At 76.3% G+C, this 13,056-nt stretch carries 14 protein-coding genes; 7 read left to right on the top strand and 7 right to left on the bottom strand.

Going from position 1 to position 13,056, the window contains the following annotated elements; translation table 11 throughout:
* Position 1 precedes the first annotated feature (1 nt).
* Complete coding sequence (locus IF30_RS0118830) at positions 2 to 1,390, bottom strand: jacalin-like lectin (RefSeq protein WP_030239515.1); 1,389 nt, start codon at positions 1,388 to 1,390, stop codon at positions 2 to 4.
* A 432-nt stretch (positions 1,391 to 1,822) separates the two neighbouring features.
* On the opposite strand from IF30_RS0118830, the gene IF30_RS0118825 reads away from it, so the two are divergent.
* The 3 genes from IF30_RS0118825 (at position 1,823) to IF30_RS0118815 (ending at position 4,689) form a co-directional block, all read left to right on the top strand.
* Positions 1,823 to 2,572: a maleylpyruvate isomerase family mycothiol-dependent enzyme gene (locus tag IF30_RS0118825; RefSeq protein WP_030239513.1), complete on the top strand. Its 750-nt coding sequence runs from the start codon at positions 1,823 to 1,825 to the stop codon at positions 2,570 to 2,572.
* Positions 2,573 to 3,169: 597 nt separating this feature from the next.
* A complete protein-coding gene (locus IF30_RS0118820) occupies positions 3,170 to 3,715 on the top strand; it encodes an AAA family ATPase (protein WP_030239510.1) in 546 nt (181 codons plus the stop codon).
* 53 nt (positions 3,716 to 3,768) lie between these two features.
* The gene (locus tag IF30_RS0118815) at positions 3,769 to 4,689 is read left to right on the top strand and encodes an NAD-dependent protein deacetylase (protein ID WP_199807888.1); all 921 of its coding nucleotides are present in this window, start codon (positions 3,769 to 3,771) and stop codon (positions 4,687 to 4,689) included.
* Between the two features lie 127 nt (positions 4,690 to 4,816).
* Here the strand turns inward: IF30_RS0118815 and IF30_RS0118810 are convergent, their stop codons facing one another.
* Positions 4,817 to 5,539, bottom strand: coding sequence for a hypothetical protein (locus IF30_RS0118810; RefSeq protein ID WP_158835243.1), 723 nt, complete (start codon positions 5,537 to 5,539; stop codon positions 4,817 to 4,819).
* Between the two features lie 255 nt (positions 5,540 to 5,794).
* On the opposite strand from IF30_RS0118810, the gene IF30_RS0118805 reads away from it, so the two are divergent.
* Both IF30_RS0118805 and IF30_RS0118800 read left to right on the top strand, forming a co-directional pair.
* Positions 5,795 to 6,772, top strand: a complete 978-nt coding sequence (locus IF30_RS0118805) for a hypothetical protein (protein WP_030239503.1) — start codon at positions 5,795 to 5,797, stop codon at positions 6,770 to 6,772.
* Between the two features lie 190 nt (positions 6,773 to 6,962).
* The gene (locus IF30_RS0118800; protein WP_030239498.1) at positions 6,963 to 7,808 is read left to right on the top strand and encodes a hypothetical protein; all 846 of its coding nucleotides are present in this window, start codon (positions 6,963 to 6,965) and stop codon (positions 7,806 to 7,808) included.
* An 80-nt stretch (positions 7,809 to 7,888) separates the two neighbouring features.
* Here IF30_RS0118800 and IF30_RS0118795 read toward each other — a convergent pair whose 3' ends face one another.
* The 4 genes from IF30_RS0118795 to IF30_RS0118780 form a co-directional block, all read right to left on the bottom strand.
* Positions 7,889 to 8,095 (bottom strand): hypothetical protein, encoded by a 207-nt coding sequence (locus IF30_RS0118795; protein ID WP_030239496.1) that lies wholly within the window; start codon positions 8,093 to 8,095, stop codon positions 7,889 to 7,891.
* A complete protein-coding gene (locus IF30_RS0118790; protein ID WP_267884549.1) occupies positions 8,092 to 8,583 on the bottom strand; it encodes a hypothetical protein in 492 nt (163 codons plus the stop codon). Before IF30_RS0118790 ends, IF30_RS0118795 begins: the two co-directional genes overlap by 4 nt.
* 222 nt (positions 8,584 to 8,805) lie before the next feature.
* On the bottom strand, positions 8,806 to 10,293 hold the full coding sequence (locus IF30_RS0118785) for a sensor histidine kinase (RefSeq protein WP_030239491.1): 1,488 nt from the start codon (positions 10,291 to 10,293) through the stop codon (positions 8,806 to 8,808).
* A gap of 8 nt (positions 10,294 to 10,301) precedes the next feature.
* Complete coding sequence (locus IF30_RS0118780; protein ID WP_051710587.1) at positions 10,302 to 11,057, bottom strand: response regulator transcription factor; 756 nt, start codon at positions 11,055 to 11,057, stop codon at positions 10,302 to 10,304.
* 228 nt (positions 11,058 to 11,285) lie between these two features.
* Between IF30_RS0118780 and IF30_RS47940 the strand changes: the two genes are divergently transcribed.
* Both IF30_RS47940 and IF30_RS0118770 read left to right on the top strand, forming a co-directional pair.
* Positions 11,286 to 11,705, top strand: coding sequence for an SRPBCC family protein (locus IF30_RS47940; RefSeq protein WP_030239486.1), 420 nt, complete (start codon positions 11,286 to 11,288; stop codon positions 11,703 to 11,705).
* A 117-nt stretch (positions 11,706 to 11,822) separates the two neighbouring features.
* Positions 11,823 to 12,218, top strand: a complete 396-nt coding sequence (locus tag IF30_RS0118770) for an SsgA family sporulation/cell division regulator (protein WP_051710585.1) — start codon at positions 11,823 to 11,825, stop codon at positions 12,216 to 12,218.
* Between the two features lie 440 nt (positions 12,219 to 12,658).
* Here IF30_RS0118770 and IF30_RS0118760 read toward each other — a convergent pair whose 3' ends face one another.
* The gene (locus IF30_RS0118760; protein ID WP_030239480.1) at positions 12,659 to 13,036 is read right to left on the bottom strand and encodes a winged helix-turn-helix transcriptional regulator; all 378 of its coding nucleotides are present in this window, start codon (positions 13,034 to 13,036) and stop codon (positions 12,659 to 12,661) included.
* Between the last annotated feature and the right edge of the window lie 20 nt (positions 13,037 to 13,056).

Genomic DNA, 13,056 nt, shown 5'->3' with positions numbered 1-13,056 from the left:
CTCAGCGTCGGGTGAAGAGGAAGCCGAGCTTGTCGACCCCGTCGCCGGCGCGGCCGTCGAAGCCGGCGACCTGCCACCCGTCGGGCGCGGTGCGGGTGACGCAGTCGGCGGTGGTCGTGCCGCCGGCCAGGGACCGGCCCAGGCTGGTGGTGAACTTCGCGTAGAAGATGCGGGTGTGGCCCTGGTAGGACCCCTGGCAGAGGGTGGCGGCGCTGACGTACTCGCCGCTGCCCAGGCCGAGCGTCGACGCGGTGCCGCCGGAGCCCCCGTGGGTGAGGGTGGTGCCGTTCCCGAGCGTCAGCTGGACCTGGTCGACGCGGTCGCCCGCCCGCAGGCCGATCGCGGCGGCCTGCGCACCGGCCGGGACCTGGTCGATGTCGGTGAAGTGGTCGCCGTGCGGGCCGCCGAACTGCTCGCTCGCCCGGTACGCGGGGTTCTGGGTCCAGTCGAAGCCGACGGCGATCGGGTCGTGGTCGGAGAGCATCGCGCCGGCGCCGTCCAGGAAGTCGGCGTGCCGGTTGTGGTACGAGGTCGCGTTGAGCGAGACGAGCGCGCTGCTGCGGTAGAGGACCTTGTCGACGACCTCGCAGGTGTCGGTGATCGCGTTCTGGTCGCACAGCAGCGGGTCGGCGCCGCGTGCCGGTGCCACCCCGCCGCGCTCCAACTGCACCCAGGCGTCGGTGAGTCGGTTGTCGGCGGCGAAGGCGGCGATGGTGTCGTCGGCGCGCGTGTAGCGGGTGTTGGTGTCGCCCATCACGATGACGGCGTTCCCGGCCGAGTGCGTCCGCACGTAGGCGGTGAGCTGCGCCAGGTTCGCGGCGCGAGCGGCCTCGTCCCCGGTGGTCGTGCCCGCGTTGGCGTGGAGGTTGTAGACGTCCACGTACACGCCCTCGGCCAGCCGGGCCCGCAGGAAGGTGAAGCCCTTGGGGGTCAGGCAGTCGCCGGAGTCCAGCCGGCAGTCGTTCCACTTGACGCGCTCGAAGTCGTCGGTGTCGTAGGCGAGACCGGACAGGGTGTTGAGCCCGCTGCCGATGCCCGCGCCGCCACTGGTCGGCGTGCGGAAGGGGTGGGAGTCCGCGGCGTAGAGGGCGGCGTGGTAGTTGAAGTCCTCCTGGACGTTGACCAGGTCGTACGGCGTCAGGCGGCTGCCGATCGCGGTGGTGCTGGACTGCCGGTCGGTCGAGGCGCTGGACAGCACCTGGGGAAGCCCGGCGACGTTGTAGGCCAGGACGGCGAGCGACCCGCCGCCGGAGGTGGTCGGCGCGGTCGGCGCGGCCGGGGCGGCCTGCGCGGCCGGCACGCCGATCAGGCCGCCGAGGGCAGCGGCCGCGGCGAGCGCGCCGGCGAGCACGGTCCGGGCGAGGGGGCGGCGCGGGAAGGGCTTGGACATCGCTGCTCCGATGGGGAGTTCGACTGGCCGGGGATCCGGTGCCCCGGAGCGTACGAGCCGCCCATGTGCGCGTCAACAGGGCAGCTGGCTGGCCGTCAGCCCGCTGACCTGCGCTTTTCTGTCACCGTGTCGGATGATCGCGGAAAGGTTCTGTGAGCGTTAACAGAGAATTCCGCCGGACGACCGACCCCAGGGTGACGGCCTCGGCGGCGGAGCCCGTCGCGGCGACCCGTCAGGCGGTCCGGCGAGGGCCGCTGTCGGCAGCCGATCCGCGAAGCCGTTGCCCGTAGCCGATCCGCTGCCCGTAGCCGATCCGCTCCCCGTGGCCGCTCCGCTCCCCGGACAGCTGCTGCCCGTGCACCACCGCCGGTTGGGCCGCTGTCGGTCGAACCGGTGCCCGAAGTGGCCGGCCGGGCCGTAGAGTACGGGCCCGTGACCCTCACCGCCGACCCCGGCGGGGCCCGACTCGCCGCCCTGCTCGCCGATGTCCGAGACTCCGCCCGCCGCTTCGTCGCCACGCTCGACGGCCTGGGTGACCCGCAGGCCCGCGGCGCGTCCGCGCTGCCCGGTTGGAACCGCGCCCAGGTCGTCACCCATGTCGCCCGCAGCGCGGACGCGTACCGCTGGCTGCTGACGTCGGCCCGGACGGGCGCCGAGCCCGGCCCTCGGGCGGACGCGGCCGCATTGGACCGGGCGCTGCGGGAGGGGGCCGGGCGCGGGGCGGCCGAACTGGTGGACGACCTCCGGTGCAGCCTCGACCGGTTCCTCGACGAGGCGGCCAGCATGCCCGCCGAACGCTGGCCCACGCCGGTGACGGCCCTCGCGGGGTGGCGGCACCCCGCCTGGTTCACCCTCCACCGTGCCCGGCGCGAACTCGAAACCCACCACGTCGACCTGAACCTCGGCCACGGCACGGCCGACTGGCCCGCCGACTACGTCGCCTGGGCGCTCGACGCGACCGCCGCCACGCTGGCCGCGCGAGGCTTCCCGGTGGCCCGCTTGGCCGCCACCGACCTCGGGCGCGCCTGGCCGCTCGGGCCGACCGGCCCTGCCGTCACCGCCCCCGGACACGTCCTGCTCGCCTGGCTCGCCGGTCGCGGCCCCGCCCCGGCAGCCGATCCCGACCACCCGCTGCCGACCCCGCCGGTATGGCCGCTCCCGCCGGTACCCGGCTGGGGCTGAGAACCCCTGGGGGTTTCGCGGAAACCACGTCGGGCGGCGCTCCGGGAGCGGCGGGGTACGGCCCGGGGCCGGGCGCGCCCGGGGGGTTCGCGTCCGGCCTCGGCACCCAGCAGAGCGACGGGGGCGGTGAAATCGGCGAAGAGGCCGTGTACGCGGGCGGAGGCCGGGCAGGCGTGACGACCCGGGCGCCGTCGGGCCCCGGGAGGACGCACGCCCGGGAACGGGAGACAGGAGAGCCACGCATGGGAACGCCGCCGAACGACCCGGTACCGCCGAGCCCCACGCCTGCGCCGGGGCCGGGGCCGGGACCGCAGCCCGGACCGCTGCCCGGGCCGATCCCCGCTCCCGGCGGTCCGGACCCGGTGCCGCCCGGACCGCCCCCGCCCGGCCCGGATCCGCAGCCGGCGCCCCCGCCGGGGCCGGACCCGCATCCGCAGCCCGGGCCGCTGCCCGGCCCCGGGCCCGCTCCCGCGCCGGTCACCTGAGCCACAGCAGCCCCCGCCCGGCGTCGGACGCCCGGGCTGCCGGGGTGGCGCCGCCCGCCGCGCCGGCGGAGCGGGCGCCAAAGGGAATCCGGGTCGATCGCGAGGCGGGGGCATGGGGCGACGTCCGACACTGGTCGCTGTGAGCGGCCCGCCCGGGGCGGGCAAGACCACGCTGGCGCTCGCCCTCGCCGACGCGCTGGGCTGGCCCGCCGTCTGCCGCGATGAGATCAAGGAACGGATGGTCGCCGCCGACGCCGGTCGGGCCGGAAACCCGGACCTGAGGACGCTGCACGAGTTCTTCCGCACCATCGGTGACCTCCTCACGGCCGGGCGGAGCGTGGTGGCGGAGGCGGCCTTCCAGGACCGTCTGTGGCGGCCGGGCCTGGAACCGCTCGCCGAGTCGGCCGACCTGCGCGTCGTGCGCTGCGCCGTCGACCCCGAACTCGCGCGCCTGCGGATCGCCCGGCGGGCCGCCGACGTGCCCTCGCGCGCCGTCCACGCCGACGCCGACCTGATGCGCCGCATCGAGGCGGGGGAGCGCCCGATCGAGGCGTGGGTGCCGATCGCGCTCGACGTCCCCCGCCTGGTCGTGGACACCACGCAGGGGTGGGAGCCGTCCCTGGCGCGGATCGTTCGGTTCGCCGCCGGGTCTTCCTGAGGCCCGGCCCCTGTGCGCCCTCGCCGGCCGCGGCCGAGCGTTACCCTCGCGGTATGGACGCGCCCGAAACCGCCGCCGCACAAGCGCCGGAGAGTCTGGCCGCTCCGGCCGCTCCGGCACGTCCGGAGGGTCCGGGGGGACCGGCGGGCCCGGAAGGCCTGGCGGCCCTGGTGCGGCTGCTGCACCGAGGCGGCGCGGTGGTGCTCAGCGGTGCGGGTCTGTCCACCGAGTCCGGCATTCCCGACTACCGGGGCGCCACCGGCCGCCGCCGCACCGGCACACCGATGACCTACCAGGAGTTCACCGGCAGCGAGAGCGCCCGCCGCCGCTACTGGGCCCGCAGCCACACCGGGTGGCCGGTGTTCGCGCGGGCCCGGCCCAACACCGGCCACCACGCGGTGGAACGGCTGCGCCGCTCGGGGCACGTCACGGCCGTGATCACCCAGAACGTCGACGGCCTCCACCGCGCGGCCGGCACCCGGGAGGCCGTGGAACTGCACGGGGGGCTCGACCGGGTGGTCTGCCTCGACTGCCGGCGCACCAGCTCCAGGGCCGAACTCGACCTTCGCCTGGACGAGTTGAACCGGGGCTTCCGCCGCCCCGGAGCCGTCCTGCGCCCGGACGGCGACGCGCAGCTGTCACCGGAGCTGGTGGCGGGGTTCCGGGTCGCGCCCTGCACGGCCTGCGGCGGCGTGCTCAAGCCGGACGTGGTCTTCTTCGGCGAGAACGTGCCCACCGCCCGGGTCGAGCGCTGCTGCGAACTGGTCGACGCGGCAGAGGCGTTGGTGGTCCTCGGCTCCTCGCTCGCGGTCCTGTCCGGCCTCCGCTTCGTCCGGCGCGCCGCCCGCGCCGACCTGCCGGTCGTCATCGTCAACCAGGGCCCCACGCGCGCCGACGACCTCGCCGCGCTCCGCCTCGACCTCCCGCTGGGCCCCACCCTGAGCGAGGCCGCCCGGCTGTTGGGCGCTGTCTGAACCGTCCGCCCGTCCGCCGGGGTTCCGGCCCGGCACGCGGTGGGACGATCCCGGGCGTCCTCGCCCCGCTGATTCCCCCAGCCCGCCGATTCCCCCCACCCGCCGATGCCCCAGCCCGTCGGCGCCGTCACCCCGCCGGCTGCCAGGGCCGTCCCGGTACCCAGAGCGGGGCCGCGCCGCCGCGCGGCATGGCACGGGCCGCATCCGCCTCCAGCCATCCGGAGACGCGCCGCGGATCGCCTTCGCTCAGTTCCACCAGTGCGGCCGCGGCGATCCGGGTGCAGCCCAGCACCAGCGCGAGGGTGTCCTGGCGGCGATGCCGGTCCCGGACGTAGGCCTCGCCGCGCTCGTCGATGCGCCGGTCGTGCTCCGGCACCGCGTCGGCGTGGTCGGCGGCGTCGGCGTCGGCGTTTGCTTGGGCCTCGGCTTCGGCTTGGGCTTCGGCTTCGGCGGCCAGGGCCTGGACGCCGTGCCACACCAGCGTCAGCGCGCAGGGCTCGGCCGGGTGCGTGACGCCGTCCGAGTCGGCCCGCTCGCGGGCCTCCGCCGACCGGCGGCCCAACCACTCCAGGGCGGCCGGCTCGTCCCCCGCCCGGGACCGGACGACCAGCTCGGCGGCCCGTCGGACGACCGCTCGCAGCACGGCCGGCGCCGGCACCCGCAGCCCGGGCGCCGCCGCTTCGTCGAACGCCAGCCAGGCGTCCGCGAACGAGGCCGCCCGTAGGCCTCCCACCCAGGCGGGCGCCGTGCCCGCCGTGCCCAGCCACTCCTGGGCGCCCAACCGGACCAGCCCGACAGCGACCAGGCACGCCGCGTCCCCGTCCAACCCCAGCAACCGTCCACTGCGCATCGCACACACCCCCACCAGCGGTCATCACCCCGTGACCCGGACATCCCACCACACCGGGACGCGAACGAACTAGACAGGGGCACGTCACGAATCGGAGCCGATGCCGCCCGCGGCGGCGGACCGGACGCGCCGCCGGGGCGACCGACCGGGGGATGTTCCGGCGGACGCGGCGACCGGCTGGCGGTGGCGCGCCGTCAGGAGTGCTCTGCTGGCGGGCGGGTGGCACCCGCCGCCCTGTCGACCAAGGAGCGAACCATGCCCCGCCTGCTCGGATCCCCCCGCCCGCCCGGCGCCCGCACCACCGCCGCCGTCTCCACGGTGTGCGCCGCCCTGGCCCTGCTGGCCGCGACCCCGGCCGTCGCCGTCGCGCCACCGCTGTCCGACCCGCGGATCGTCGCCCACTTCGACCTGTCCCAAGGCCGGCAGCCCGAGAACATCGCCCTGGAACCGGACGGCTCCGCCGACCTCACCCTGTCCTTCGCCCGGCAGATCGGCCGGGTCGACCCCGAAGGCCGGCTCACCGTCCTCGCCACCCTGCCCGCCCCCGTGAACCCCGCCACCCCGCTCATCGGCGCCGCGATCGTCACCGGCATCGCCCGCGCGCACGACGGCACCCTCTACTTCGGCTACGCCACCGGCACTCCGGACCTGCACGGCATCTGGCGGCTCTGCCCCGGCGGCACCCCCGAGCGGATCGCCGCCCTGCCCGTGACCGGCCTGCCGAACGGACTCGCCCTCGACGAGCGCCACGGCCGCCTCTACACCGCCGACTCGGCGCTCGGCGTGGTCCACGCCGTCCCGACGGACGGCGGCGCCGCCACCACCTGGTCCGACGACGCCCTGCTCAAGCCCACCACCGGCTTCGGCGCCAACGGCCTCAAGGTGCACCACGGCGCCGTCTGGGTGAGCAACACCGACACCGGCGACCTGCTGCGCATCCCCATCCGGGACGACGGCACCGCCGGGCCGGCCGAGGTCCGCGCGAGCGGCCTCCCGGGCATCGACGACTTCGCCTTCACCGGGCGCGGCGACGCGCTGATCGCCGCGCTGGACGTGCCGAACGAGGCCGTCTACGTCGCGCCCGACGGCAGCCACCACACCGTGCTCACCGCCGCCGACGGCCTGTCCAACCCGACCTCGGTGGCCGTGCGCGGCGAGACCGTCTACGTGCCGAGCGCGGCCTACTTCACCCGCACCGACCCGAACCTGCTGCTCGCGACGCTTCAGCGCTGACCGACGGCGCTCACCGACGGCGCTGACCGAGGGCGCTCACCGACGGCGCTCACCGACGGCCGTGACCGACGGCGCACGGCCCCCGAGGGCGAGTCCGTTCGCCGCGACGGTGGAGGGGGCCCGGTCGGAGCACGGGGGCCGGCGGCGTGCCAGGCGGCGGCTCGCCGCACCGGGGCCGTACCGTCGGCGCATGATCATCGGCCTGTTGTCCGCCCTGCTGGCTGCGCTGCTCACCGGTTCGGCCACCGTGCTGCAGGCGGTCGGCGCCCGCCGTGCCGCGACCGCGCGCGGCCGGGCCGGGGAGGCGGCCGCCCTGGCCGGCGCCTTGCGGCAGTGGCCGTTCCTGGCGGGGGTGGGGATGGACATGTGCGGGTTCGCCGCCGAACTCGTCGCCCTGGAACGGCTGCCTCTCTACGTCGTCGAGGCGGCGTTGGCCTCCGCGCTCGCCGTGACGGCCGTCGGGGCGGCCCGGGTGCTGGGGGTGCGGCTGCGGCGCAGCGAGTGGGCGGGGGTGGTGGCGGTGTGCGCGGGGCTGTGCCTGCTGGCGATCACCGCGGGACGGGACGGCCACGGGACGGGCGGCGACGCGCTGCGGCTGGGCGTGCTGCTGGTCGCGGTGGCGCTGCTCGGCGCGGGGTGGGCGGTGGTGCGGTACGGGGGCCGCCGCCGCGCCCCACTGCTCGGGCTGGTGGCGGGCCTGCAGTTCGGGGTCGTCGGGGTGGCGGTGCGGGTGCTGCCCGAGCCACGGCTGCCGGCGCTGGCGGCCGAGCCGTCGGCGTACGCGGTCGTGGTGGCGGGCCTCGGCGGGTTCGCCGCGCTGACCTGGGCGATGCAGCACGGCTCGGTGACGTCCGCGACCGCCGCGATGGTGCTGGGGGAGACGGTGGGCCCGGCCGCGGTCGGGGTGCTCGTCCTCGGCGACCACACCCGGCACGACCTCACCCCGCTCGCCGTCCTCGGCTTCGCGGCCGCCGTGCTCGGCGCGCTGACCCTGGCCCGCTTCGGCGACGCGGAACAGCCGGCCGCAACGGCCTGACCCCCGGCCGGGCCTCGGGACGCGGACAGCCCGGGGTGTCGGCCGGGCTGTCCGCGTCGCGGGCGGTGGGGGCGTCGGCGTCAGCCGTCGTCGGCCGCCGAGTCGGCGTCGGCTTGGGCCGCCGCGCTTTCGGCGGCGTCGACCTTGTGCTGCATGTCCTGGACCTGGCTGCTGTCGGCCGTTCCCGACGCCGGGTGCCCGCCGGGGCCGCAGGCGGTGAGGAGGGCGGTCGCGGCGAGGGCGAGGGCGGCGAGCGCGGTGCGGGCGACGGTCGGGCGGCGGATCACTTGGACGCGCCCTGGCCGTGGGCGTCGCACCAGGTGGCGACGGACCGGAGGTCGTTCTGCCGGGTCTGCAGGGTGGTGACCAGGTTCTTCCGGGCGGTGAGGCGGTCGTTGAGGAGCGTCTCGATCTCGGTGTGGCCGGCGGCCTTGGCATCGGCCGCCCGCTGCTGCAGGCGGGCGACCGACCCGGCCACGGTGGCGTCGCCGCCCAGGCGGGTGAGCGCCTTGCTGACGCGCTGCTCGGTCTTCGGCAGCCGCTTGCAGATCCCCTTCGCGCCGTCGCCCGTCGGCGCGGACGCGGTGGACGAGGCCGCCGGGGCGGCGGACGGGGAGCCGTTCGGAGCGCCGTCGGCCTGGGCGGGGACGGCGGCGAGCAGCGAGCCGGCGAGGGCGAGGGCGCCGAGGGCGGCGGCCCTGCGGCCGACGGACCTGGCGGACCGCGCGGACGTGGCGGACTGCGCGGAGGTGGCGGGCGTACGGGTGGCGGACACGGGCGTCCCTTTCTGCCGTGGACGGTCTCGGGTGCCGGGCCGGTTCGGTCAGGCCGACGCGGTCAGGCCGGTTCGGTCAGGCCGGTTCGGCCAAACCGATGCGGTCAGACCGGTGCGGTCGGGCCGATGCGGTCCGGTCGCCGGGAGCGTAGGACGGCTTCTTGTGGATTCCCTGTGGAACGGGGGCGGGAGCAGCGGTGCTCCGCTCGGGAGCCGCCCCGCTCAGCGTTCCTCGCCCGCGATCCAGTCCCGCCGCGCCGGCAGCCGTACGGTCGTGGTCGCGTCGGCGTCCGCCGCCGGGAGCGGCAGACGGACCTCGACCCGGCACCCGGTGCCGTCCGGCGGTTCGGTGATCCGCGCGGTGCCCCGGTGCAGTGCGGCCTGCTGGGCGACCAGGGTGAGCCCGAGCCCCGAGCCCGGGCTGTCGCGACGGCGGTGGAAGCGGTGGAAGACGGCCTCGCGCTCGGCCGGCGGGACGCCGGGCCCGGCGTCGTCGACGGTGAGCAGCGCGACTGCTCCGGCCGGGGCCAGCCGGACGGTCAGCCGGGCCGGCTCCGATCCGTCGCACCCGTGCACGGCGGCGTTGACCAGGAGATTGACCAGCATGATCCGTAGCCCGGGCTCCCAGCCGAACACCCGGAGTTCCGAAGGGAGTTCCATGACGATCTCGACGTCGGGGTGGCGGCGCCGGGTCTCGGCGGCGGCCGCGTCGGCGAGTTCGGCGAGATCCACCGGGCCGAACGAGTCGACCTCGACGAGGTCGCCGCGCGCGAGTGTGCCGAGCGCGGTGAGCAGGTCCAGGAGCCGGGCGTGGTCGTCGCGCAACTCGGCCACGATCTCGGCCCGTTCGCCGGCCGGGAGGTCCTGGTGGACGGCCAGGACGTCCAGGTTGGTGCGCAGGCTCATCAGCGGGGTCCGCAGTTCGTGCGAGGCGGCGGCGGAGAACGAGCGTGCGGTGTCGAGGGCTTGGGCGGTGCGCAGCGCCTGCTCGTCGTAGCGGGAGAGCAACAGGGCGAGGGCGGAGGCCAGTTCGTCCACTTCGGCGGTTCCGCTGCGTTCCGCCGTGAACGGGGTGGGGCTCTCGGTGCCGGGCAGCGGCGGGGCCGCCGGATCGAGTTCCGCCGCCCGGCGGCTGAGCCGGCGCAGCGGCGCGGTGGCGCGCTCGGCGAGGGCGAAGCCGATCAGGGCGGAGAGCGGCGCGGCGATCACCGCCACCAGCAGGACCCGCCGACGCACCGCCGCCGTCTGGTCGCCGGCCAGGCCGCCGGGCTCGCTGACCCAGAGTGTGCCGCTGCCGCCGTCGGCCCCGGTGCCGGCGACGTGGACGGTCAGCACCCGCCAGGCCGCGCCCCGGTCGCGGACGGTCGCGGGGCCGCCCGGCACGGTGGGGAACACCCGGTCGTCGGCAGGCTGCGGGCCGACCGACAGCAGGACGCTGCCGTCCTGGGCGGTGACGCGTACGCCCGAGTCCAGGGCGGCGTCCAGCACCTTGCGCTGCTGGTTCTGTTCGGCCTTGGACCGGCCCCGGGTGTCGGCGGCGACCAGGGCGCGCACGCTCGGCAGGACGGCGGCCGCCCGGTCTCCGAGCCGGACGTCCTGCTGGTGGCGCAGGTCACGGCCGACGAGGGGCAGCAGGAGCAGCCCGGCCAGCGCCACCAGCAGCGGCACCACGGCGGCGGCCCACAGGGCGATCCTGGTGGAGAGCCTCACGGCGGCCGCTACCCGTTCCCGCCGGGCAGCCGCAGGACGAAGCCGACACCCCGGACGGTGTGGATCAGCCGGGGCCGGCCGTCGGCCTCCAGCTTGCGCCGCAGGTAGCTGACGAAGGTGTCCACGGCGTCGCTGCGCACCTCGAAGTCGTACCCCCAGACGCGCTCCAGCAGCAGCTCGCGGGAGAGCACGATGCCCGCGTTCCGGGCGAGCTGGGTGAGCAGTTCGAACTCCCTCCGGGTGAGGCGCAGTTCCCGGCCGTCGAGGTGGGCCTGCCGGGTGGCCGGGTCGATGGACAGCGGGCCGGCCAGGACGCGGTCGGCGGGCTGCGGCGGTCGGCGGCGCAGCAGGGCGCGCAGCCGGAGCACCAACTCCTCCAGGGCGAACGGCTTCACCAGGTAGTCGTCCGCCCCGGCCTGCAGGCCGGCCACCCGGTCGGCGGGCTCGTCCAGTGCCGAGAGCATCAGGACCGGGAGGTCGTCGCCCCGGGCGCGCAGGGCCCGGCAGACCTCGGCGCCGCTGAGGCCGGGCATCGAGACGTCGAGCACCAGGACGTCCGGTGCGGTCGGCGGCGGCGCGGCGTCCGGGGCGGCCGGCAGCAGGCGGGCGAGCGCCGTCTCGCCGTCCTCGGCCAGGGCGACGGCGAAGCCGCTCAGGCGCAGGCCGCGCTCCAGGGTGCGGCGGATCGCCGCGTCGTCGTCCACCACCAGGACCCGGCCGGCGCCGCCGGGGCCGCCCGTGCTCCCGGGCCCGTTCCCGTGCATCGGCTCCTCCTCGCGTTCGGGCCGCCGACTCTCTCACACCTGCCGTCCCCGGTGACTGCGGGGGGTGGTGGGCGGGGCAGGGGTGTGCGCGGCGGACGGGCGGGGCGGGCGGTGCGGGCGGGCGCGGGTTCCGTGGGAGGGCGGGTGCATACCGGCCGGGGATCGGGGCACGCGGGCACCCAGAGGCTCCCGCCGGGTGCGGCGGGAGCGGGAGGAGAGGAGGAGACGGTGGGAAGGATCGAGGAGTCGATAGAGGTACAGGCCCCCGTCGAGACGGTGTACGAGAGCTGGGTCCGGTGCGAGGAGTTCCCGCAGTACATGCGCGGCGTGGTCAGCGTCGACGTGGACGGCTCGGGCAACAGCGCCTGGGTGGTTCAGGTCGCGGGCGCGCGGCGCGAGTTCGAGGCGGTGACCACCGAGGTGGTGGCGGGCGAGCGGGTGGCCTGGGACGGCGGGGACGGCCCGGTGCGGCACTCCGGCGTGGTGACCTTCCACCACGTGGACGACCGGACCACCCGCGTGATGCTCCAGCTGGACATCGAAACGCACGGGATCTGGGAGCACCTGGCCGAGGCCCTCGGCTTCGTGGACCGCCGTGTCATCGACGACCTGAACGACTTCAAGCACCACGTGGAGCAGTACGCCTAGAGCGGCCAGACCGGGAGTTGACGGACAGTCAACCCGCTTCTGCCACAGGCGGACAGTTCGTCCGTCTGCAACCGTGAACGACGAACGACGAACCTCCCGGGAAGGGGAACCCGCTCGATGGAACGTCTCACCACCCGGATCGCCATGCGGCTGATGACCGGCGACGAACGCAGCCGGGACCTGGACGTCGCGTGGTCCTACCGGCCCTCCGACCCCTACGCGATAGACCTGGACTTCAGCGACTGCCAGGCCGACACGGTGTGGACGATCTCACGCGACCTGCTCACGGCCGGCCTGCACACGCCCGTGGGCGAGGGCGACGTCCACGTCGCACCGTACGGCGACACCCGGCTGCTCATCGCGCTCGCCGGCCAGGAGGGCGTGGCCCTGCTGGCGGCCCCCGCGGAGGAGGTCGACCGGTTCGTCAACGCCACCGCCGAACTCGTGCCGGCCGGATCCGAGCACACCCGGATCGACTGGGGCGGCGGTCTGGAGGAGCTCCTGGCCTCCTGACCCGCCCGAGCACGTCCGAGCGCGTGTGAGCGCACGCCCGAGTACGAGCGAGCGCACGTCCGGGCGCGTGCGAGCACGTCCGCAACCGACAGGAGCCCGTCATGACGACCACCCCCGCCCGGCCCGGCCTTCCGTGGCCCGCGGCCTCCGCCCATCCGGAGCCCCCGGCGGCGCCGAGCCCGCCCGGTCCTCGGGTGGTGCCCGACCCTCCGGCGCCGCCCGGCGTGCCGGTACCACCGCCCGAGCCGGCCGCCCCCGCGCCGGCCACCCCCGCGCCTGCCGACCCCGGACCGGTCACCCCCGGGCCGGCCGGCCCCCAGCCGCTCCACCCCGAGCCGCCGGACTGAACCCGCCTCGCCCGGCCCGGCCCGGTTCGCAGCCGTTCCGATCGGCTGGCCGCTGTCGGCCGCTGTCGGCCGCCGAGGTGTGCCGTGGGCCCGCTACGACGCGACCGGTTCGGGCCGGTAGGCGCTGTCGATGTTGTCCTCGACCCACGCGCGGAGAGCGTTGAGCGGGACGGCGGCGCTCTGGCCGAGCGGGGTCAGGGAGTACTCGACGTGCAGCGGGACGGCCGGGTAGACCGTGCGGTCGAGGATGCCGAAGTCCTCCAGGCGGCGGAGCGTCCGGGTGAGGACCTTGGGGCTGATGCCCTGGAGCTTGCGCTGGAGCTCCCCGAATCGTCGGGGGCCGTCCTCGAGGGCGCCGATGGCGAGTGCGGACCACTTGTCGGCGAGCAGGTCGAGCAGGGCGCGGCAGGGGCACTGGGCGGCGTAGACGTCGTGGTGCGCGTGCTGGCCGCTGGGGCAGGTGGTCGTCATGTTCACACTCCTCACCAGGT

This window comes from Streptomyces sp. NRRL S-350, assembly GCF_000719705.1.
GTDB lineage: Bacteria > Actinomycetota > Actinomycetes > Streptomycetales > Streptomycetaceae > Kitasatospora.
Note: the sequence above shows the minus strand (reverse complement) of the source record. Positions and strands in the feature narration are given on the sequence as shown.

Excerpts from the sequence above, each read along its gene's own strand:
- IF30_RS0118830 (WP_030239515.1), bottom strand. The coding sequence starts at position 1,390 with ATGTCCAAGCCCTTCCCGCGCCGCCCCCTCGCCCGGACCGTGCTCGCC.
- IF30_RS0118820 (WP_030239510.1), top strand. The coding sequence starts at position 3,170 with ATGGGGCGACGTCCGACACTGGTCGCTGTGAGCGGCCCGCCCGGGGCG.
- IF30_RS0118815 (WP_199807888.1), top strand. The coding sequence starts at position 3,769 with ATGGACGCGCCCGAAACCGCCGCCGCACAAGCGCCGGAGAGTCTGGCC.
- IF30_RS0118810 (WP_158835243.1), bottom strand. The coding sequence starts at position 5,539 with ATGCGCAGTGGACGGTTGCTGGGGTTGGACGGGGACGCGGCGTGCCTG.
- IF30_RS0118805 (WP_030239503.1), top strand. The coding sequence starts at position 5,795 with ATGCCCCGCCTGCTCGGATCCCCCCGCCCGCCCGGCGCCCGCACCACC.
- IF30_RS0118800 (WP_030239498.1), top strand. The coding sequence starts at position 6,963 with ATGATCATCGGCCTGTTGTCCGCCCTGCTGGCTGCGCTGCTCACCGGT.
- IF30_RS0118780 (WP_051710587.1), bottom strand. The coding sequence starts at position 11,057 with ATGCACGGGAACGGGCCCGGGAGCACGGGCGGCCCCGGCGGCGCCGGC.
- IF30_RS0118770 (WP_051710585.1), top strand. The coding sequence starts at position 11,823 with ATGGAACGTCTCACCACCCGGATCGCCATGCGGCTGATGACCGGCGAC.
- IF30_RS0118760 (WP_030239480.1), bottom strand. The coding sequence starts at position 13,036 with ATGACGACCACCTGCCCCAGCGGCCAGCACGCGCACCACGACGTCTAC.